The organism is Stenotrophomonas sp. YJH_SMC_48-3, from assembly GCF_059369375.1.
Genome location: NZ_JCAFSQ010000005.1, coordinates 219,022 through 238,479 on the forward strand (window position 1 = coordinate 219,022; position 19,458 = coordinate 238,479).

15 protein-coding genes are annotated in these 19,458 nt (G+C 66.1%); 11 read left to right on the forward strand and 4 right to left on the reverse strand.

Annotation, left to right across the window (positions count from 1 at the left end; translation table 11 throughout):
* Positions 1 to 9: 9 nt before the first annotated feature.
* Positions 10 to 1,161, forward strand: a complete 1,152-nt coding sequence (locus tag AC5P65_RS10250; protein WP_111098468.1) for a serine hydrolase domain-containing protein — start codon at positions 10 to 12, stop codon at positions 1,159 to 1,161.
* A 6-nt stretch (positions 1,162 to 1,167) separates the two neighbouring features.
* Here AC5P65_RS10250 and AC5P65_RS10255 read toward each other — a convergent pair whose 3' ends face one another.
* Together AC5P65_RS10255 and AC5P65_RS10260 are read right to left on the reverse strand one after the other, a co-directional pair.
* Positions 1,168 to 2,040 (reverse strand): methylenetetrahydrofolate reductase, encoded by an 873-nt coding sequence (locus AC5P65_RS10255; RefSeq protein WP_111098469.1) that lies wholly within the window; start codon positions 2,038 to 2,040, stop codon positions 1,168 to 1,170.
* A complete protein-coding gene (locus AC5P65_RS10260; RefSeq protein ID WP_021202382.1) occupies positions 2,040 to 2,954 on the reverse strand; it encodes a LysR family transcriptional regulator in 915 nt (304 codons plus the stop codon). Before AC5P65_RS10260 ends, AC5P65_RS10255 begins: the two co-directional genes overlap by 1 nt.
* A gap of 75 nt (positions 2,955 to 3,029) precedes the next feature.
* Here AC5P65_RS10260 and msuE point away from each other — a divergent pair, with 75 nt between their 5' ends.
* Genes msuE through AC5P65_RS10275 form a run of 3 tightly spaced genes read left to right on the forward strand, consistent with a single transcriptional unit; the run spans position 3,030 to position 5,722 of the window.
* A complete protein-coding gene (msuE, locus tag AC5P65_RS10265) occupies positions 3,030 to 3,617 on the forward strand; it encodes an FMN reductase (protein WP_111098470.1) in 588 nt (195 codons plus the stop codon).
* Positions 3,618 to 3,673: 56 nt separating this feature from the next.
* Positions 3,674 to 4,651 (forward strand): DUF1852 domain-containing protein, encoded by a 978-nt coding sequence (locus AC5P65_RS10270; RefSeq protein ID WP_111098471.1) that lies wholly within the window; start codon positions 3,674 to 3,676, stop codon positions 4,649 to 4,651.
* 42 nt (positions 4,652 to 4,693) lie between these two features.
* Positions 4,694 to 5,722 (forward strand): methionine synthase, encoded by a 1,029-nt coding sequence (locus AC5P65_RS10275; RefSeq protein ID WP_019659754.1) that lies wholly within the window; start codon positions 4,694 to 4,696, stop codon positions 5,720 to 5,722.
* Between the two features lie 740 nt (positions 5,723 to 6,462).
* On the opposite strand, the gene AC5P65_RS10280 is transcribed toward AC5P65_RS10275, so the two are convergent.
* Positions 6,463 to 7,206, reverse strand: coding sequence for a FadR/GntR family transcriptional regulator (locus AC5P65_RS10280; protein ID WP_021202377.1), 744 nt, complete (start codon positions 7,204 to 7,206; stop codon positions 6,463 to 6,465).
* A gap of 107 nt (positions 7,207 to 7,313) precedes the next feature.
* A complete protein-coding gene (locus AC5P65_RS10285) occupies positions 7,314 to 10,205 on the reverse strand; it encodes a TonB-dependent receptor (protein WP_111098473.1) in 2,892 nt (963 codons plus the stop codon).
* Between the two features lie 241 nt (positions 10,206 to 10,446).
* Here AC5P65_RS10285 and AC5P65_RS10290 point away from each other — a divergent pair, with 241 nt between their 5' ends.
* The 7 genes from AC5P65_RS10290 (at position 10,447) to AC5P65_RS10320 (ending at position 19,454) form a co-directional block, all read left to right on the forward strand.
* On the forward strand, positions 10,447 to 11,886 hold the full coding sequence (locus tag AC5P65_RS10290) for a polysaccharide lyase 6 family protein (protein ID WP_111098474.1): 1,440 nt from the start codon (positions 10,447 to 10,449) through the stop codon (positions 11,884 to 11,886).
* Entirely contained in the window at positions 11,883 to 14,111 is a 2,229-nt protein-coding gene (locus tag AC5P65_RS10295; protein ID WP_021202374.1) for an oligoalginate lyase, read from the forward strand. The genes AC5P65_RS10290 and AC5P65_RS10295 overlap by 4 nt, the downstream gene beginning before the upstream one ends.
* A complete protein-coding gene (locus tag AC5P65_RS10300; protein WP_111098475.1) occupies positions 14,108 to 15,412 on the forward strand; it encodes an MFS transporter in 1,305 nt (434 codons plus the stop codon). Before AC5P65_RS10295 ends, AC5P65_RS10300 begins: the two co-directional genes overlap by 4 nt.
* A 59-nt stretch (positions 15,413 to 15,471) precedes the next feature.
* Positions 15,472 to 16,224 carry an SDR family NAD(P)-dependent oxidoreductase gene (locus tag AC5P65_RS10305; RefSeq protein ID WP_111098476.1) on the forward strand — a complete coding sequence of 251 codons (753 nt, stop codon included), beginning with the start codon at positions 15,472 to 15,474 and terminating at the stop codon, positions 16,222 to 16,224.
* A gap of 21 nt (positions 16,225 to 16,245) precedes the next feature.
* Entirely contained in the window at positions 16,246 to 17,433 is a 1,188-nt protein-coding gene (locus tag AC5P65_RS10310) for a GDSL-type esterase/lipase family protein (RefSeq protein ID WP_111098477.1), read from the forward strand.
* Positions 17,434 to 17,443: 10 nt separating this feature from the next.
* On the forward strand, positions 17,444 to 18,463 hold the full coding sequence (locus AC5P65_RS10315) for a sugar kinase (protein WP_021202370.1): 1,020 nt from the start codon (positions 17,444 to 17,446) through the stop codon (positions 18,461 to 18,463).
* A 61-nt stretch (positions 18,464 to 18,524) separates the two neighbouring features.
* Positions 18,525 to 19,454 (forward strand): DUF6708 domain-containing protein, encoded by a 930-nt coding sequence (locus AC5P65_RS10320; RefSeq protein ID WP_111098478.1) that lies wholly within the window; start codon positions 18,525 to 18,527, stop codon positions 19,452 to 19,454.
* Positions 19,455 to 19,458: the final 4 nt, after the last annotated feature.

The following is a 19,458-nucleotide window of genomic DNA, read 5'->3' on the forward strand; positions in this document are numbered from 1 at the left end:
GCCACGTGCATGTACCACGACCCTGTTCGACGTCGCCTGTGTGCGGCGCTGCTGGCCACTGGCTTCGGCCTGTCAGCACCATCGGCGCTGGCGAGCCGGGCGACGTTGGCGGGATGCGGTTCGCTGACCGCATTGCTGCAGGCCGAACGGCAGCCTGGCATGGCGGCCGTTCTGGTCGATCACGGGCGCATTGACGCGCTGTGCACGACCGGGCGGCTCGATGACACCCGACCTGCACCGATTGATCGCCATACCGTGTTCGAACTGGGGTCGATCACCAAGCTGTTCACGGCCCTCCTGATTTTCCAACTGCAGCAGCGGCATCTGCTCGACGTCACCGCGCCCATCGGCCAGTACGTGGAAGGGTTGCCTTCCGCATGGGCATCCACTTCGCTGCTGCAGCTGCTGAGCCATACCTCAGGCATTCCCAACTATCTGAATGAAGAGAATTTCCTGCGGTTGATGCCGACGAATCCAGCCCCCCGTGGATTGCTCGCAGATGTGGCCGAGCGGCCGCTGGCGTTTGCGCCCGGTGCGCGGCACGCCTATTCCAATACGAACTACATCCTGCTCGGCCTGGCCATAGAGCATGCAACCGGCATGGACTACTGGCGGGTTCTGCAGGAGGAGATACTGTCGCCGCTGGGCATGCGCGATGCGGGACCGCGTCGTGCAGACGATCGGCGCCGGATTGCCCAGGGGCATCTGTTCCAGGATGGCCACTGGCGCGCACCACCGCCCACTGCTCCGGGCTCGGCATGGGCCGCCGGCAGCCTGCTCGCCAGCATCGACGACATGGCGCGCTTTGCTGTGGCGCTGGACCAGCATCGACTGTTGCCCGAGGCGGCCCTGAAGCGGATGTGGTGCGACACACTCCTCGCCAATGGCAGCAAGGCGGGCTGGGGGGCCGGCTGGGAAGTTTCCGATGGCGGAAAGGTAGTCGGCCATGGCGGCGGGACCGCAGGCTTTACCGGGTATCTCCGGCACCGTCCCACCGATCGAAGAACGCTCGTCGTACTGATCAATCGCGCCGGAGACATCAACCCGCAGAGCATTGCAGAGCGCCTCGACCTGGGCATGCGTCGCTGCAATGGGAGGCTTTCCAGGCCGGCGCCTTCGCTGGATCAACCCGGCACCCGGACAACGCGATCCATGCCATGACGCAGATCATCGGCGCTGGCTGATGGAAATGCGCCGCCGGTACTGCGCCACCCACTCCAGCGACGGCGCAACACCGCCGAACGGGAAGAAATGCGGGCTGACCTGGCCATGGGCGCGGGTCAGCCCCTTCACCAGGCGATCGACGAACACCTCCGGCCCTGCCGTGCCGAGCAGCCGGCCGATCGAGATGCCATACCGGGCCAGCATCGATGCACTGGCGCCTACGCCGCACATCGCGGCGTAGCGCAGCAGGCGAGAGACGCTGGCCGGGCCCGGCACGCCGACCAGCACCGGAACGCTGATGCCGCGCGCGCGCAGTGCATCCAGCCAGGCCAGCACGGCATCGGCATCGAAGGCGAACTGGGTGACGATCACAGGCGCCATGCGGCGCGCTTCGATGGCCTGGCACTTGCGTTCGAGTACCTGCCAGCGAGCGTCGCCGCTCATCGCCGGATGGCCTTCCGGATGCCCGCCGATACCTACGACCTTGATGCCGAAACGCTCAAGACGCCCGGTCGCGATGATCGAAGCACTGTCGGCAAACGGCCCGGCAGGCGTCGCGAGGTCACCGGCGATCAGCAGGCAGCGCTCTACCCCGGCTTCGCTGGTGGCGCGCTCCAGGAAGCGTTCAAGCGCTGTGCGTGACCCGATGCGCCGCGCGGAGAGATGCGGCATCGGCTCGAATCCGAGCGCGCGCACGGTGCGCACGGCGGCCAGGCGGGCGTCGTCATCCTCGCTGGCCAGCCAGGGAATGGAGATGACCGTACCGCGCGGGATCCGATCCGCCTCGGCGCGCAGCGCGGGCATGGCCTTCGCGCTGACTTCCAGTGAAAAGGCGTTGATGAAGGCTTCCGCGTGCGCTGAGGTACCGGCCGGCATCAGCGCGCCTCGCGTGCATTGCCGGCAAGCGGCGAGCTGTTGCGGGCCAGTTCGATGAAGGCCTGCAGGTAGTCGATACCGGTATCGGCCTCGCGCGCGCCCAGGTAGATCTGCTTGGGGATGCCCTTGGCGCCCAGCCGTACGGGCACCACGTCCATGCGCGTGGCGTACTCCTCCACCAGCCAGCGCGGCATAGCAGCCACGCCGCGGCCGCTGGCCACCATCTGCATCATGATGTCGGTGGTTTCGATGGCCTTGTGGCGCCGCGGGGTGATGCCGGCCGGCAGCAGGAACTGGTTGTAGATGTCCAGGCGCTCGAACGGCACCGGATAACTGATCAGCACTTCCTGGCCGAGCTGGCGCGGTTTTACGTGGTCCACCTTGGCCAGGGCATGGTTCCCGGCCACCACCAGCACCTGTTCGTAGTCGAACACGGGAATGAACTTCAGGCCCGGCTTCAGCAGCGGGTCGGGGGTAACCAGCAGGTCGATCTCGTAGCCGAACAATGCGCCGATACCGCCGAACTGGAACTTCTGCTTGACGTCCACATCCACGTCCGGCCATGCCGCCAGGTAGGGCGAGACAATCTTCAGCAGCCACTGGTAGCAGGGATGGCACTCCATGCCGATGCGCAGCGCGCCACGCTCGCCCTGCGCGAACTGGCGCAGGCGCTCCTCGGCCAAGTCCAGCTGCGGAAGCACCCGGTTGGCCACTGCCAGCAGGTACTGTCCGGCCTGGGTCAGCCGCAGGCTGCGACCCTCACGCAGCCAGACCTCGGTACCCAGCTGCTGCTCCAGCTTCTTCATGCTGTGGCTGAGCGCCGACTGGGTCAGGTTGAGCACGCCGGCGGCGGCGGTGAGCGAGCCCTGCTGCTCGACCTGCTGCACGATGCTGAGGTGGATGCGCTCCAGCATGACGATGAATCTCACTCATGGATAGGTGAAGTAATACCATTTTACGTCATGGAAAGGCATGACTAGGATCGGGTCATGCCTTCATCCCACCGCCCTCTCCGTATCGTCGCCGTGTCCGGCGGACTGCAGCGCCCCTCGCGGGCCACCCTCCTGGCCGAGCATCTGCTGGGCGTGATCGGCAACGACGTCCATTGCGAACACCATCTGATCGAGCTCGGCGAGCTCGCCCCGCAGCTGGCCGGCGCCCTGTGGCGCTCACAATTGCCCGAGGCTGTCGAGCGCCAGCTGCTTGCCGTCGAGCACGCCGATGTCCTCGTGGTGAGCACACCGGTCTATCGCGGCTCGTACACCGGGCTGTTCAAGCATTTCTTCGACTTCATCCACCAGGATGCGCTGGTCGACACCCCCATCCTGCTGGCCGCGACCGGCGGCAGCGAGCGCCATGCGCTGGTGATCGACCACCAGCTGCGGCCGCTCTTCAGCTTCTTCCAGGCCCGCACCCTGCCGCTGGGCGTCTATGCCACCGACCGCGATTTCGCCGACGGCCGCGTGCACAACGAACCGCTGATCGAGCGCGCTCGACTGGCGGTCCACCGAGCCATGCCACTGCTGGCCCTGGCCCGCCATCCCGTCGCCGCCCTCGAGGCTGCCGCAGCACCCTGAATGCCGGATGCCCTCGCCCGCATCCGGATGTCACCCCGCATCACGGAACGCCGCCCATGACGAACGACACCTTCACCTTCAGCATCACGCGCATCCCCTTCAACGAGGACTACCAGCCCGCCGAGGGCACGCGCATCACCACCAATTTCGCCAATCTGGCGCGCGGCGCTTCCCGGCGGGAAAACCTGCGCAACACCCTCAGCATGATCAACAACCGCTTCAACGACCTGGCGCACTGGGACAACCCGAGCGCCGATCGTTATGCCGTCGAGCTGGACATCATCTCGGTGGAGATGCACATCGACGGCGCCGACGGCAACGATCCGTTTCCGTTGATCGAGGTGCTGCAACCGACCATCGTCGACACGCGGACCGGCGCGCGTACCGAAGGCATCGTCGGCAACAATTTCTCGTCCTACGTGCGTGACTATGATTTCAGCGTGGTGCTGCCGGCCAGCAACGAGGGCAAGGCCACCTTCGGTCTTCCGGAAGGCTTTGGCGACCTGCATGGCAAGCTGTTCAAGCACTTCCTGGGATCGGACGCCTACCGCGCCAGCTTCCGCAAGGGGCCGGTGATCTGCATCAGCGTCTCCAGCAGCAGGACCTACCACCGCACCGAGAATCATCACCCCATCCTGGGCGTGGAGTACCGGCAGGGCGAGTTCTCCGCCACCGACCACTACTTCGACAAGATGGGCCTGCAGGTACGTTACTTCATGCCGCCGGGCAGCGTCGCGCCGCTGGCGTTCTACTTCCAGGGCGACCTGCTGGGCGACTACTCGAACCTGGAGCTGATCGGCACCATCAGCACGATGGAAGCGTTCCAGAAGATCTACCGCCCGGAGATCTACAACGCCAATTCCGTAGCCGGCAAGGTCTACCAGCCCAGCCTGAAGCACCAGGATTACTCGTCCACCCGCATCGTCTACGACCGCGAAGAGCGCAGCCAGCTGGCGGTCAAGCAGGGCCGGTTCACCGAAGAACACTTCATCAAGCCGTACCGCGCCGTGCTTGAGCAGTGGGCTGCGCGCTGATCCATCGATTTCCCCTTCGCATTCCAGGACAACCCGACACCGATGAAGAAACTGCTCCCCACCTCCACCGCCGGCAGCCTGCCCAAGCCGTCCTGGCTGGCAGAACCCGAAAAGCTCTGGTCGCCCTGGAAGCTGCAGGACGAAGGCCTGGCTGAAGGCAAGCAGGATGCGCTGCGCCTGTCGCTGCAGGAACAGCAACACGCGGGCATCGACATCGTCAGCGACGGTGAGCAGACCCGGCAGCACTTCGTCACTACCTTCATCGAGCATCTCAGCGGCGTTGACTTCGAAAAGCGCGAAACCGTGCGCATCCGTAACCGCTACGATGCCAGCGTGCCCACCGTGGTCGGCGCCGTGAGCCGTCCGAAGCCGGTGTTCGTGGAGGATGCGAAGTTCCTGCGCCGCCAGACTGCGCAGCCGATCAAGTGGGCGCTGCCCGGCCCGATGACGATGATCGACACGCTGTACGACGCCCACTACAGGAGCCGGGAGAAGCTGGCCTGGGAGTTCGCGAAGATCCTCAACGAGGAAGCGAAGGAGCTGGAAGCGGCCGGCGTGGACATCATCCAGTTCGATGAGCCGGCCTTCAATGTGTTCTTCGACGAAGTGAACGACTGGGGCGTGGCCGCCCTGGAGCGCGCGATCGAAGGGCTGACGTGCGAGACAGCCGTGCACATCTGCTACGGTTACGGGATCAAGGCCAACACCGACTGGAAGCAGACGCTGGGATCGGAATGGCGCCAGTACGAGGAATCGTTCCCGAAACTGCAGGCCTCCAGCCTCGACATCATTTCGCTGGAATGCCATAACTCGCACGTGCCGATCGACCTGATCGAGCTGGTCCGTGGCAAGAAGGTGATGGTAGGCGCGATCGACGTGGCCTCGAGCGCGGTGGAAACACCGGAAGAAGTGGCCGACACCCTGCGCAGGGCGCTGCAGTTCGTGGATGCCGACAAGCTTTACCCCAGCACCAACTGCGGCATGGCGCCGCTGGCCCGCACCGTGGCCAGGGGCAAGCTGCGCGCGCTCAGCGAAGGGGCCAGGATCGTGCGTGAGGAGCTTTCGGCGTAGCGCTTGCCAGGGCTGTGGGCGTCCTGCCGGGTACCGACCACGCCTGACCCGTTAACTGCCCCAAGGGCCTGGCAGGCTGCCGCGGTGCGAGCGCCTGCTTGATGCGTGCCACCTCCCCTGTCCCGGCCTCGGCCAGGCGGCGCGCCTGCTGGCGCTGCTCCCGTGTGAGCGGCGGCGGCCGCGCCGCGCCTGCCGAAGGCGCGGCGCCCACAAGACAGGCGACCGCGTCGCGCAGCCGCAACCGGGGGCAAAGCCGAGCCGCGCACCAGCGCTCGGCATAGCGCCGGGCTTGCCGCGCATTCACCGCGTGCACCACCTTGGCCGGGGACATCCTGCGTGCATCCAGGTACACCTGGAAGCCGAGCACTGCGTGCGGGACGATGCTGGCCACGATGCGGCCGCTCCACCATAGATCCCAGCGCTCACCGCGTTGCACCCAGCCGGAGGACGCGGGGACTGCCGGGAGACCGCGAAGATCGGAGAAGGAATGCATGCAGGAAGGATACGGGCTGCCGTCGCAAGGGATGAGATTCGAATGGGCACGTAGCCGCGGCCGTGAATCGTTCAATGGAAACGCAACGGTGCAGTATGGTCGCTGCCCTCTCGGCACCGGCATGCATCATTGGCATGACACATCACCGGCGATCACCCGCCGGCATGCTCAACGATGCAACAGCCATTACCCCCGGCGCTGGCCAGGTCGCGGCACGCAGACGCTCGGCCGGTGTCCGCTCCGTCGTTCAGATCCGCGTCGTGGCCAGGAACCGTTCACGATCCTGCTGCGTGCGCCGGCGGATCTCCTCCAGCGCCTGGCTTTCGGTCGCCTGCAGCATGGCCTCGAACAGGCGCTGGAAGTGATGGCGCATCGCATTGCGCGCGGCCACCGGATCACGTGCGCGCAATGCTTCGAAGATGGCCATGTGCTCGTCGGCACGGCTGGCGCCATCATCATGGCAGACCCGCGCATAGACTTCGGTTACCCGCGGCAACTCGCTGCGCATGCGCCAGATCTGCTGCACGAAGAACTCCACCACCGGGTTGCCGGAGAGGCGCGCGATGGTCAGGTGGAAGCGGCGGTCGTACTCGCCGGCTTCCGCGTCGCTCAGGTCGCGACGGCACAGCGCTTCGGCCAACGCCTGAAGCTCGGCAATGCCGGCATCATCCAGATTGCTTGCCGCCAGAGCGGCGGCCTCGGCCTCGAATACCGCGCGGGCAGCGGTGAGGTCGAAGGCGCTGACATCCGGCAGCCCGCCGGACGCCTGCGTCGGGCGCGGCTTCACGTGCACGCCCGAACCGATACGGATTGCAATCCAGCCCTGTGCCTCCAGTGCAATCTCCGCTTCGCGGATGGTGACCCGGCTGACGCCAAACCGTTCGGCCAGCTCGCGCTCGCCCGGCAGCCGCGAGCCCGGCGGGAATTCGCCGTCCTCGATCAGCTTGCGGAGCTTGGCAGCGATGGTCTGGTAAAGGCGGTTGGCGGACATGCGGCTGACCCTTGGCAATTCAATTCCTTCCGGGTCCCTGCCCTGCCACCGCGGCCGGCGAGGGTCCGGTTGGAGCGACGGCGCGGCCACTGGCCGCGCCGCCCTGTTCAGAACTTGTATCGTACACCGAAATACGCACGCCGCCCGTAGGTCACTACTTCGCGGAAGTTCCCATAAAGCGGCTGGTAGGCCACGCGCGGCTCGTTGGTCAGGTTCATCAACTCCAGCGACAGCGACAACTGCTTGTTCACCCGGTAGCGCAGGCGCAGGTCCACGCTGGTGTTGTCATCGTAGTAGCGGTTCTGCTGCGCGGCGTTGCCGGTGAAGTCCTGGTAGTAGTGCGAGCGGAACTTGCCGATGGCCTGGATGTTGAAGCGCCCGACGTCCCAGTAGATCGAGCCGGACAGGACGTGCCGCGAGAAGCCGCTGAGACCGGCCGGCGGCACGATCGCCGGAATGATCGTGCCATCACCGGCCAACTGCTCACCCAGCCGTGAATCCTGGGTCTGGTAGTCGGCATCGGCATAGTTGTAGCTGACCTTGAAGCCCAGCCCGTCGAACGGCTTGGGCAGGTAAGACAGTCGATGGGTGGCGGTCAGCTCGAAGCCGGTCAGCGTACTGTCCTCGTCGGTGGTTACCTGCTGCCGCACCGGCACGGTCACGCTCCGGCCGTCGATGGTGTAGGTCTCAGGCACCAGCGCGGTGGCGGTGCCGCCGTTGAACTGCTTCCAGTACACCGCGCCGGCCAGCATCGTGTCCGGGTTCGGGTACCACTCCAGGGAGAGGTCACCGTTCCAGGACATCAGCGGCTGCGCAGCGGGGTTGCCGCTGGCACTGATGTCATCCAGCGCGTCGGCCAGATTGCCGTAGGTGGCATCACTACTGACGTTGATGGTGCGCCCGGCGCCCAGCGCGGCGATGTCCGGCCGTGACATAGCGCGGTATGCACCGACCCGCAGCAGTACGTCCGGGCGCAGTTCGAAGGCCGCGTTGAGGCTGGGCAGCAGCTTGTCGTTGCCCGCCTTGAACACCTGCGTGCTGTACGCACCGGTGGGTTGCAGGCGGATCGTGCCGTCACCGTTGTCCTCGATACGCAGCCCCGTACGCACGCCTTCGGAGCGAACGTCGGTCTTGACCCAGCGCAGGCCCAGGTTGCCGGTCACCGGCAAGCCGAACAGGCTGCTGCTGAACTCACCCATCAGATAGAGCGCGCGTGTCTTCTCGGTGATATCGACATTGTTCGGATCCTGGAAACCCGGATCCAACCCACTGTCGAGGCTGCCACGGAACGACTGGTACAGGCAGTCCGGAACGAAGTACGCCCACGAGGAGATCGTGTTGCCGCTGGCGGCATCCATGAAGTCATCCTGCGGGAACGGCGCACGGCAGGCCTGGTTGGCGGCGATGATCTTCGCCTTGTCGGCCGCCACGCGCTGGTCGTAGTCGGTTACCAGGGTGTTGTCGCGCAGGCGGTAGTCGGCCTGGCTGGCACGCACGCCGCCCTTGATGCGGGTGAAGAAACCGGACTCGGGCATGAAGCTGGCATCGAAGCGGCCGGCGCTGATCCTGTGGTCGTTCTCCGTTGCGCTGGACGTGACGCGCGCCGCGCCGGTGTAGGCGTCCCAGTTGTTGGGGTCGAAGTTCGGCGCCAGCGCAACACTGGGCACTTCGCCGCGCCAGTCCCAGTCATAGTCCACGTAGCCGGTGGCACCACTGCTGATGCCCGGCACGATGGCATTGTTGACGTCGCGCTGGTTGGCGCGCAGGCGGGTCATGCGCTCGCTGTCGAGGCGATTGGTGTGCGAGTACGAAAGATCGGTGGACAGTTCCCAGGCCGGGGTCGGTCGCAGGATCAGGTTCAGGCCACCCCCGGTGTATTCCTCGCCACGCCAGTAGCGGTTTGAGGTGGAATCAATCGAGGTGCTGCCATGCAGGTGGCGCACGATGCCGTCCTCGTCCACCTCGCGCCGGGTGATGCCACGGCGGGCGTTGGACAGGCTCAGGTCGCTGCGGTTCTCGTACCAGTTGCGCTCGGTGTGTTCGAAGTCGAGGTTCACTTCAACCACGTCATTGGGCCGCCACTGCAATGCGGCGAACTCGCTCTGCCGGTCGTTGCGCTCCTGCTTGAGCCGGTAGATGCGGCTGCTGGGCACCAGGTAATAAGGTGCGCCGTTGGCGATGGCCTGCGCGGACACTTCATTGCAGTTGGCATTGCTCACGTTCTGCGTGCCATCGCAGGCATACCAGGTGGAACCGCTGGTGATGCTCTCTTCCGGGTCGGTGCCATCCAGGCGCTGGAAGCCCAGCGAGATGCCCAGCTTCTGCCCGTTGCCGAACTCGAACTGGTCGATGTAGCTGGCGGTACCGCGATAGCCGATGCCGTCGTCGTCGCGGTACTTCTTGTCATACTCGGCCCAGCTGCCGCGCAGGTCCAGCTGCGCCGCACGCTTGCCGTACTCCAGTGGGCGCACTGTTTCCAGGCCGATGGTGCCAGCCACGCCGCCTTCGATGATGTCGGCACGCTGGGTCTTGTAGATGGCCACCGTGTTGATCAGCTCGGCCGGGAACATGTTGAAGTTCACCGAGCGGTCGCCGCTGCCATTGGTGATTTCGCGGCCGTTGAAGTTGGTGCTGCTGAGGAAGGCCCCCAGGCCACGGATGGAGATTTCCGAGGCGCCGGTCTTGTCGCGGGTCGAGGCGGCGCCGGTCAGGGTCTCGATCGCATCGGCCAGCGATGGCGCCGGCAGGTCGCCGATGTCATCGGCCGAGAGCACGTCGGCAATGACGGTGTCGTCGCGCTTCTTGTTGATCGAACTCTGCATCGATTCGCGGATGCCGGTGACCTGCACCTGGTCCAGCGTGGTGGGATCCTGCCCTGCCGCGTCCTTGCCGGATTGCGCGTGGGCAGCGGGCAGGCCAGCCAATGCGGCAAGCAGCGCCACGATCAGGGGTGTAGGGGACAACGAGATGCTGTGCACTGCTCCGGCGGGTCGCCGCATGGTTTCCTCCTCCCAAAGGATCGCCTGCATGCCAGGCGTGGGACGCAGCTTCGGCACGGCGACATGAAAATGTCAACCAATTGGTATGCGATTGTTCAAATGCCTTTGATCCATACCAGTTGATCGCAATTTAATGTGCTCATGCAGCATGACTTTGCGCGAAAGCTGGCTTACAACAGACCTGAAAGTGGTATGCAGGCCCACCCTGAAACGACGGCCCGGCCGTCCCTGGAAGGATTTCATGCGCATTCACTCGCTGGCGCGTCACCGATCCAATGGTTCATGGCTATTTTGCCTGACCACTGGTCTGGCAATGTGCCTGACCACTCCAGCAGCAAGTGCAGCCAGCTGGCTCGTCCACGATGTCGCGGAGTTCGCTACCGCCGCCTCGGCGCTGCAGCCCGGCGATGAGATCGTGCTGGCTGACGGCACCTGGACCGACGCCCGGCTGCTGCTGAAGGGCCAAGGCACGGCGGATGCCCCGATCGTGCTGCGCGCGCAGACCGCCGGCAAGGTCATCTTCAGCGGGCGCTCGGACCTGCGCCTGGCGGGGAGCTACCTGCAGGTGTCCAACCTGGTGTTCCGCAGCGGCTATGCGCCGGGTGATGCGGTGGTGGCATTCCGCGAGTCGAGCAAGGCCGTCGCCAGCAACAGCCGCGTCACCGGCCTGGTGATCGACGACTACACCAACCCCGATGCCAGCGACCAGGACTACTGGGTGTCGCTGTATGGCAGCCACAATCGGTTGGACCACAGCCAGCTGCGCGGCAAGACCAATGCGGGACCCACAGTCGTGGTGGTGCGCGATGCAACCCAGGGCCTGGACAACCAGCACCGCATCGACCACAACTGGTTCGGGCCGCGCCCGGCGCTGGGCGTCAATGGCGGCGAAACCCTCCGCGTCGGCACCAGCGATAGCTCACTGAGCGATTCCAACAGCACGGTGGAGAACAACTGGTTCGAAGGCTGCGACGGCGAGACCGAGATCATCAGCAACAAGTCCGGCGGCAACACCTACCGCGGCAACGTGTTCTATCGTTCCGCCGGAGCACTCACCCTGCGCCACGGCAATGGCAACCGGGTGATCGACAATGTCTTCCTCGGCGATGACAAGGCCGGCACCGGCGGCGTACGCATCATCAACGCCGACCAGACCGTCAGCAACAATTACTTCGAGCGGCTGGCCGGGTCCAGCAACCGGTCGGCACTGGCGGTGATGGATGCGCAGGCCAATCCGCCGCTGTCCGGCTATGCGCCGGTGGTGAATGCCACGATCAGCCGCAACACCTTCGTGGACGTGGCGAAGATCAGTTTCGGTGTCGGCCATGATGAGGCGAAGGGCATCGTGGTGGCCGCCAGCAACAGCCGCTTCACCGGCAACCTGATCGTCAACCGCGACAACCGGAATCCGCCCACTGCCGCCAGTTCGCTGGCCGGCATCGACTTCAGCGGCAACGTGCAGTCGCCGGCAGCCAGCGCCGTGTTCCCGGGGGGCATAGAGGGCCGTGGTGTCAGCCTGCAGCAGGCTGATAGCGGATTGTGGGTTGCCACGCCTGCCCTGCCCGCCGTGGGCGCCGATCCTGCCTTGACGATGACCGCACGCGAGGCGACCGGCGTCGACTGGTATCCCAAGGTGGGCGAAGCCACCCTCTCACGCACCCGCACTGGAGTTGATCGATGAGGTTGCAGCCGCTGTTCGTTTCCTTGGCTTTGGCCGCCCCCTTCGCCCTGCTGCCGAGCGCATCGCTGTTCGCAGCCCCCACTGCTGCCGTGCGACAGGCCGAAGCCGCGCCGGTGCTGGTCACCGCCGCACAATGGCAGCAGATGGCCAGCGAAGGCCGCCGCTACCCGTGGTTTGCCAAAGAGCAGGCACGCACCGAAGCAACGCTGAAGAAGATGATGAAGGCCGGCATCGACGTGCCGGTACCGAAGGACAAGGGCGGCGGCCGCACCCACGAACAGCACAAGCGCAACTACCAGGCGCTGCTGGCGGCAGGCACGCTGTACCGGCTGACCGGCGACAGGGCCTACGTGGACTATGCGCGCGACATGCTGCTGCAGTATGCCCAGCTCTACCCGACGCTGGGCCCGCACCCGGAAGGCCGTGGGCAGATCCCCGGGCGCGTGTTCTGGCAGGTGCTCAACGATTCGGTATGGCTGGTCAACGCCATCCAGGGCTACGACGCGATCCGCGACGCGCTGTCCGCCAACGACCGCAACACCATCGAATCGAAGGTGTTCCGGCCAATGGCCGAGTTCCTCGTCAGCGAGCCGAAGAACTACGACCAGATCCACAACCACGCCACCTGGGCGGTGGCCGCCACCGGCATGACCGGCTACGTGCTGCGCGACCCTGAGCTGGTGGAGAAATCCCTGCGCGGCAGCCGGAAGGACGATCAATTCGGCTTTCTTCGGCAGATCGACCTGCTGTTCTCGCCCGATGGTTACTACGAGGAAGGCCCCTACTACCAGCGCTATGCACTGGCGCCGTTCCTGCTGTTCGCCAATGCCATCGAACGCAACGAACCGCAGCGGAAGATCTTCGCGCGCCGCGACGGCGTGCTGTTGAAGGCCGTGGATGTGCTGGTGCAGTCCAGCTACAACGGCTTGTTCTTCCCGATCAACGACGCCATCCTGGACAAGGGCATCGACACCGAAGAGCTGGTGGCCGGCATCGGCATCGCCTATGCGCGTACCGGTGACGACCGCCTGCTGTCCGTGGCCCAGCAGCAGAAGCGCCTGCTCTTGTCGCCCGAGGGCCTGCAGGTGGCGCAGGCGCTGGCGGCGAACAAGACCAGGCCCTTCGACTATCGGCCGATGCTGCTGCGCGATGGCCCCGACGGCGATCGCGGCGGCCTGGCGATCCTGCGCATGAACGGCGAACGCGGCCAGGCGCTGGTGCAGAAGGACACGATGCAGGGCATGGGCCATGGCCACTTCGACAAGCTCAACTGGCTGTTCTACGACAACGGCAATCCAGTGGTGACCGACTACGGCGCGGCCCGCTTCCTCAACGTGGAAGCCAAGCGCGGCGGCATCTACCTGGCCGAGAACCGCAGCTGGGCCAAGCAGACCGTGGCGCACAACACCCTGGTGGTGGACGAGCAGAGCCACTTCAAGGGCGACTGGAAACGCGGCGAGGAACACGCGCCGCAGGTGCGCTTCTTCCAGGCCGATGCCGATACCCAGATTGCCTCGGCAACGATGCGCGACGCCTACCCCGGCGTGGTGTTCACCCGCACCCAGGCGCTGCTGCGCCATCCCGACCTGGGCCTGCCGGTCGCGCTGGACCTGCTGCAGGTGCACGGCGGCAAGGCCGCGCGCTACGACCTGCCGCTGCACTTCAACGGCCACATCGTCACCACCGGCTTCGAAGCCGAACACTTCCCCGCCCAGCGCCCGGTGCTGGGCAAGGACAACGGCTACCAGCACCTGTGGCTGGATGCACGCAGCAAACCCGGCAGCGAGCCGCGGTCGCTGACATGGCTGCTGGACGGGCGCTTCTACACCTACCGCTTCGGCAGCAGTGCGCCGGCACAGGCGCTGCTGGTGGAAAGCGGCGCGAACGATCCGGAATTCAACCTGCGCCGCGAACCGGCCCTGCTGCAGCGCGTGGACGGACAGAAGGACGTGACCTTCTTCAGCGTGCTGGAGCCGCACGGCGAGTACAACGGCACCGCCGAATACGTGCACGGCGCGGACAGCCGCATCAAGGACATCGTGCGCAGCCGGGGCAACGATGCCGAGGTGATCGAGCTGCGCCTGGCCAGCGGTGCACGCATCGCCCTCGGCGTGGCCGACGACAGCAGCGCCAAGGGCGAGCACAGCGTGAGCGTGGACGGCCATGCCTACCGCTGGAGCGGCAGCCATGCACGCATGGACCGCAGCAAGGTTGACGGCAAATGAACGGCCCTGCGGTGGTGGCCAACCTGCGCAAGGTGCCGCTACGGTCGGCCGTGCGCTGGCTGATCGTGGGCCTGATCGCCGTGGCCACGGTGATCAACTACATCGACCGCAACGCACTGGCGGTAATGTGGCCGGAAATCGCCAGGGAAGTGGGCGCCACCAAGGATGACTACGCCCTGCTGGTGACGGTGTTCATGCTGTTCTACGCCGCTGGCCAGTTCCTGTTCGGGCGCCTGTTCGACATGATCGGCACGCGCCTGGGTTTCGCCCTGTCGATCAGCGTGTGGTCGATCTCCATCGCCCTGCACGCGATCACCCATTCGATGCTCTCCTTCAGCCTGGTGCGGGCGATGCTCGGCATCAGCGAAGCCGGGGCGTGGCCGGGCGCGGTCAAGGCCAATGCCGAGTGGTTCCCGGCGCGCGAGCGCGCATTGGCGCAAGGCGTGTTCAACGCCGGCGCGTCGATCGGCGCGATCGTTTCCGCGCCGGCCATCGCCGGCCTCTACCTGTGGCTGGGCTGGCGCGGCACCTTCGTGCTGGTCGGTGCGATCGGCTTCCTGTGGCTGCTGCCATGGCTGTTTGTCTACCGCGCCGGGCCGGACAAGCATCCGTGGGTGAGCGATGCCGAGCGCCGGTTGATCCAGGAAGACCAGGCCGGGCAGCAGGCAGAGGTGGCACCGAAGGCCAGCGTTCGTGAGCTGCTGGCCCACCGGCAGAGCTGGGGCATGCTGGCCTGCCGCTTCCTGCTCGACCCGATCTGGTGGCTGTTCGTGTCCTGGCTGCCGATCTATCTGGCTGAAACCTTCGGCTTCGACATCAAGCAGATCGGCCTGTTCGCCTGGGTGCCGTTTGTCGGCGCGATGCTGGGCAGCCTCAGCGGTGGTTGGCTGTCCGGGCGGATGATCCGCGCCGGGCACAGCGTGGACCGCGCCCGCAAGCTGTCCATAACGCTGGGCTGCGTGGTCATGGCTCCTGCCCTGCTGGGTGCCGTGCTGGCGAACCAGCCGCTGCTGGCGGTGCTGGCAATCGCTGCGGTCCTGTTCGGCTTCCAGGTGGCCATCGGCAACATCCAGACCCTGCCGGGCGACCTTTTCGACGGCCGCTCGGTGGGCACGCTGGCAGGCCTGGGTGGCCTGGCCGCCGTGGCCGGCACCTTGATCACCACCTGGCTGGTGCCGGTGCTGACCCGCCACTCCTATGCCCCGATCTTCATCCTCGTCGCCGCCCTGGTGCCGCTGTCGCTGGCCGCGCTGTGGTGGTGGACCGGCCCGATCCACAAGCTCGACCGCCGCAGCGGCTGAGCCTGGATCTCCTTTTTTCAGAATACGTCAATTCCCCCGCAAACCAAGGAGTTTTCCGCATGTCGTTCCAGGACAAGGTGGCCATTGTCACCGGCGGTGGCCGCGATATCGGTCGCGCCGTTTCGATCAAGCTGGCTGCCGCCGGTGCACGCGTCTGCATCAACTACGCCAATGATGAAGACAGTGCCCAGGAAACGCTGGCACAGATCCGTGCGGCCGGTGGCCAGGCCATCGTGCACCGTGCCGACGTCACCGACGCCACGGCCGTCGCCGGCCTGGTCGCTGCGGCACAGGCCGCGTTCGGCGAGCGCATCGACCTGCTGGTGAACGTGGCCGGTGGCATGGTGCAGCGCCGGCCGCTGGCCGACATCGACCCGGCGTTCTTCCACACCGTGATGGACCTGAACCTCACCTCGACCTACCTGACCACGCACGCGGTGGTGCCGCACATGCGCGAAGGCGCGGCCATCGTCAACTTCGCCTCGCAGGCCGGTCGTGATGGTGGCGGCCCGGGCGCATCGATCTACGCCACCGCCAAGGCGGCGGTGATGACCTTCACCCGCGCCATGGCCAAGGAGCTGGGGCCGAAGGGTATCCGGGTGAACGCACTGTGCTGCGGCATGATCGCCACCCGCTTCCACGATGAATTCACCAAGCCGGAAGTACGCACGGCCGTTGCCGGCGCCACCCCGTTGCGCCGCCAGGGTGCGCCGGACGAAGCCGCCGACGCTGCGGTGTTCCTGGCCTCGGATGCGGCGGCGTTCATCACCGGCACGAATCTGGACGTCAACGGCGGCACCTACTTCTCCTGACACCTGACCGGACTCCTGCCCATGCAGCGCTGGACACTTCTGTTTTCATTGACGCTCTGCTCCGCCATGACGGCGCCCGCTGCGTGGGCCGCACCCGTGTGGGTCACTGCCTGGACGGCCGCGCCCGCGCCCGACCGCAAGGACGGAACGTCCGATGCGCCGGTACAGTTCGCCGCACAGACCGTGCGCCAGGACATGCGTATCGGCAGCCGTGGCGATGCGCTGCGGCTGCGCATCAGCAACGAGCTCGGCACGGCGCCCTTGCGGGTCGAGGACCTGCGCGTGGGAGTGAAGAACGGCAAGGCCGCACCGCTGCCGGTAACGGTGGATGGCCGCGCGGTCATCGAGGTGCCGGTCGGAGCCGCGCTGCTGAGCGACCCGGTGCGGATGCCGGTGGCGGCGCTGCAGGAGATCAGCGTGAGTGCCTATTTCCCGCAGCCCACCCGCCCCGCCGTGCGCCGCACCGAGCTGCGGGTCGCAGATGGCAGGCAGACAGCCGTCGCCGACAGCGTGCGGCTGAGCTACCAGCAGAACGTGTTCTCGGCAGTGATGGTGCAGCGTGAAGATCGTCCCCAGGTAATCGTGGCGCTGGGCGATTCCATCACGGAAGGCGCCACCGCACGCCGCGGCACCTTCAACCAGTGGCCGGAGCGATTGGCGCAGCGCCTGCAGCAGGCCTGCCCGAACCGGTTCGTGGTACTCAACCAGGGCATCAGCGGCAACAAACTGCTTGACCATGGCCGCAGCCACAGCGCCCTGTCACGATTGGATCGCGATGTGATCGCGGTGGCCGACGCCGATCAGGTGATCCTGTTCGAAGGCATCAATGACATCCGCCACGGCGGTGGCGCGCAGCCGCTGCCTGGACGCAGTGCGGCGGACATGCTGCTGGGCTATCAACAGGTTGCGGCGCGGCTGCATGCGCACGGCATCCGCGCTTGGCTGGGTACGTTGACCCCGTTCGGCGGTTCCGAGCGCTACGAGCCCGTGTCCGCCGCCACCCGCACCACGATCAACCAGTGGGCACGCGGCGGCAACAGCGGCTTCGATGGCATCATCGATTTCGACGCCGCGCTGCGTGACCCGAAGGCAGCCGAATCGCTGCCCAACGAGATCACCCGCGACCATCTGCACCCCAACGACGAGGGCTACCGGCGCATGGCCGATGCCATCGATCTGCGCATGCTGGGCTGCACTACCCCCGAGTGAGAGAGAACCGATGAGCCACGTCGTTTGTTTCGGTGAGTTGCTGCTGCGCCTGGGCGCGCCCGGTCGTGAACTGCTGCTGCAGACGCCGCAGCTGCAGGTTCATGTGGGAGGTGCCGAGGCCAATGTGGCGGTCTCGCTGGCCAGCCTGGGCCACGATGTGCAGATGGCCAGCACTGTGCCCGGCAACGCGCTGGGCCGGCATGCCGTGGCCGAGCTGCGGCGGCATGGCGTGGGCGTGGCCGCCGTGCGTGAAGTGGCGGGTGACCGCATGGGCCTGTACTTCCTGGCGACCGGTGCGGTGCAGCGCGCCAGTGAAGTGGTGTATGACCGCGCCGGTTCTGCATTCGCAAACAGCAATGCCAGTGACCATGCGTGGCCCGCCCTGCTGTCCGGCGCGCACCTGTTGCATGTCTCGGGCGTGAGTCCGGCGCTGGGCGCCAACGTGGCCGAGTCGGTGCTGGGTGCGGTGCGTGCGGCTCGCGCGGCCGGTGTGCAGGTGTCCTTCGACGGCAATTATCGTCCGTCACTGTGGCGACGCTGGGATGGCGACGCAGCGGCGATCCTGCGCGAGGTCTTCGCCGAGGCCGACATTGTCTTTGCCGATCATCGGGACATCGAACTGGTGCTGGGGCTGCACTTCGCGCAGGACGATGCGGTCGCCCGAACCGAGGCCGCTGCGGCCGCTGCCTTTGCCGCGTTCCCGCACCTGCGGTGGCTGGCCTGCACCCAGCGCGAGGTGATCAGCGCCGACCATCACGTGCTCGGCGCGCTGCTGCTGGGGCGCGATGGAACCCGCGCGCAGGCTCCTCCGAGGCCGCTGCCCGGCACCGTTGATCGCATCGGCGGTGGCGATGCCTTTGCCGCCGGCATCCTGCACGGATTGCTGTCCGGGCTGGACGCAGAAAGCACCGTGCGCTTCGGACTGGCCGCAGGCGCGTTGAAGCACGCCATTCCCGGCGACTTCAGCCCTGCCCGCGAAGCTGAAGTCCGGGCACTGATGGAGAGCCACCCGTTCGACGTCCGTCGCTGATCTCCCCCCGGGAGAATCCCGCTAGAATCCAACGGGCGCTGGAATCGCGCAGGGATCGCCCATGGATTACACCGGATACACGCGCAAGTTTCCCAACAACCGCCCGCTGAATGCGTTTGAACGCGAGCACCGCCTGCTGCAGAAGAAGCGGCTGGATGTCGTGCCGTTGGCGCAGCTGTGCGTGGTGAAGATGAATTCGAACGGCCTGGTTTCGGTGGATCGCTGGTTCGCCGCGCGTGGCTTTGCAGCCCTGCTGGGCGCGATCGGCATTGCCTTTGGGCTGGGCGGCATGCTGATGCTGCTCTGGTCGCTGGTCGTGAACAGGCTACCCAACGAAAACGGCCTGTGGGAGGCGATATTCATCGGCATGGCGATGCTGGCCGCCTTCACTGCAGCGAGCATCTGGGTGGCTTGCCTCGAGCTGTTCCGCTGGACCTACTATCCGATCGCGCTCGATCGCAAGCACCGGCAGATACACGTGTTCCGGCTGGATGGCACCACCCTCAGCGTGCCCTGGGACCGGGTCCATTTCACGCTGGGCCGCGGAACCGGAACCTTCGGATGGTACAACTGGGATGTCCGCGGACTGATCCTGGACGCGGATGGCGTGACAGTACGGGAGACGTTCGCGTTCTGCATCGCGACCTCCCGCATCGAGAACGCGCATGCCCACTGGGAGTTCCTGCGGCGCTACATGGAAGAAGGACCGGCAGCCGTCGTGGACGCGGTGCACTGCTGCATGCCGCTGGACGGCAAGCGCGAGAGCTTCGCGTCCGGCAAGGAGCGCATCTTCGCCGAAGACGCGCGCCTCCCGGGTTTCATGTGGCTCACGATGCTGCCACTCAACTACCTGCACACGATCATGCGCTGGGTGGTGATGCAGACCAGCAGGATTCCGCGGTTTCCACCGGACATCGAGGCGCGCCTGACACCGGACGCCGGTGATCCCTGTGTCCGCGACGCTTCGATGAATCCACCGGACCTGCGATGACCCA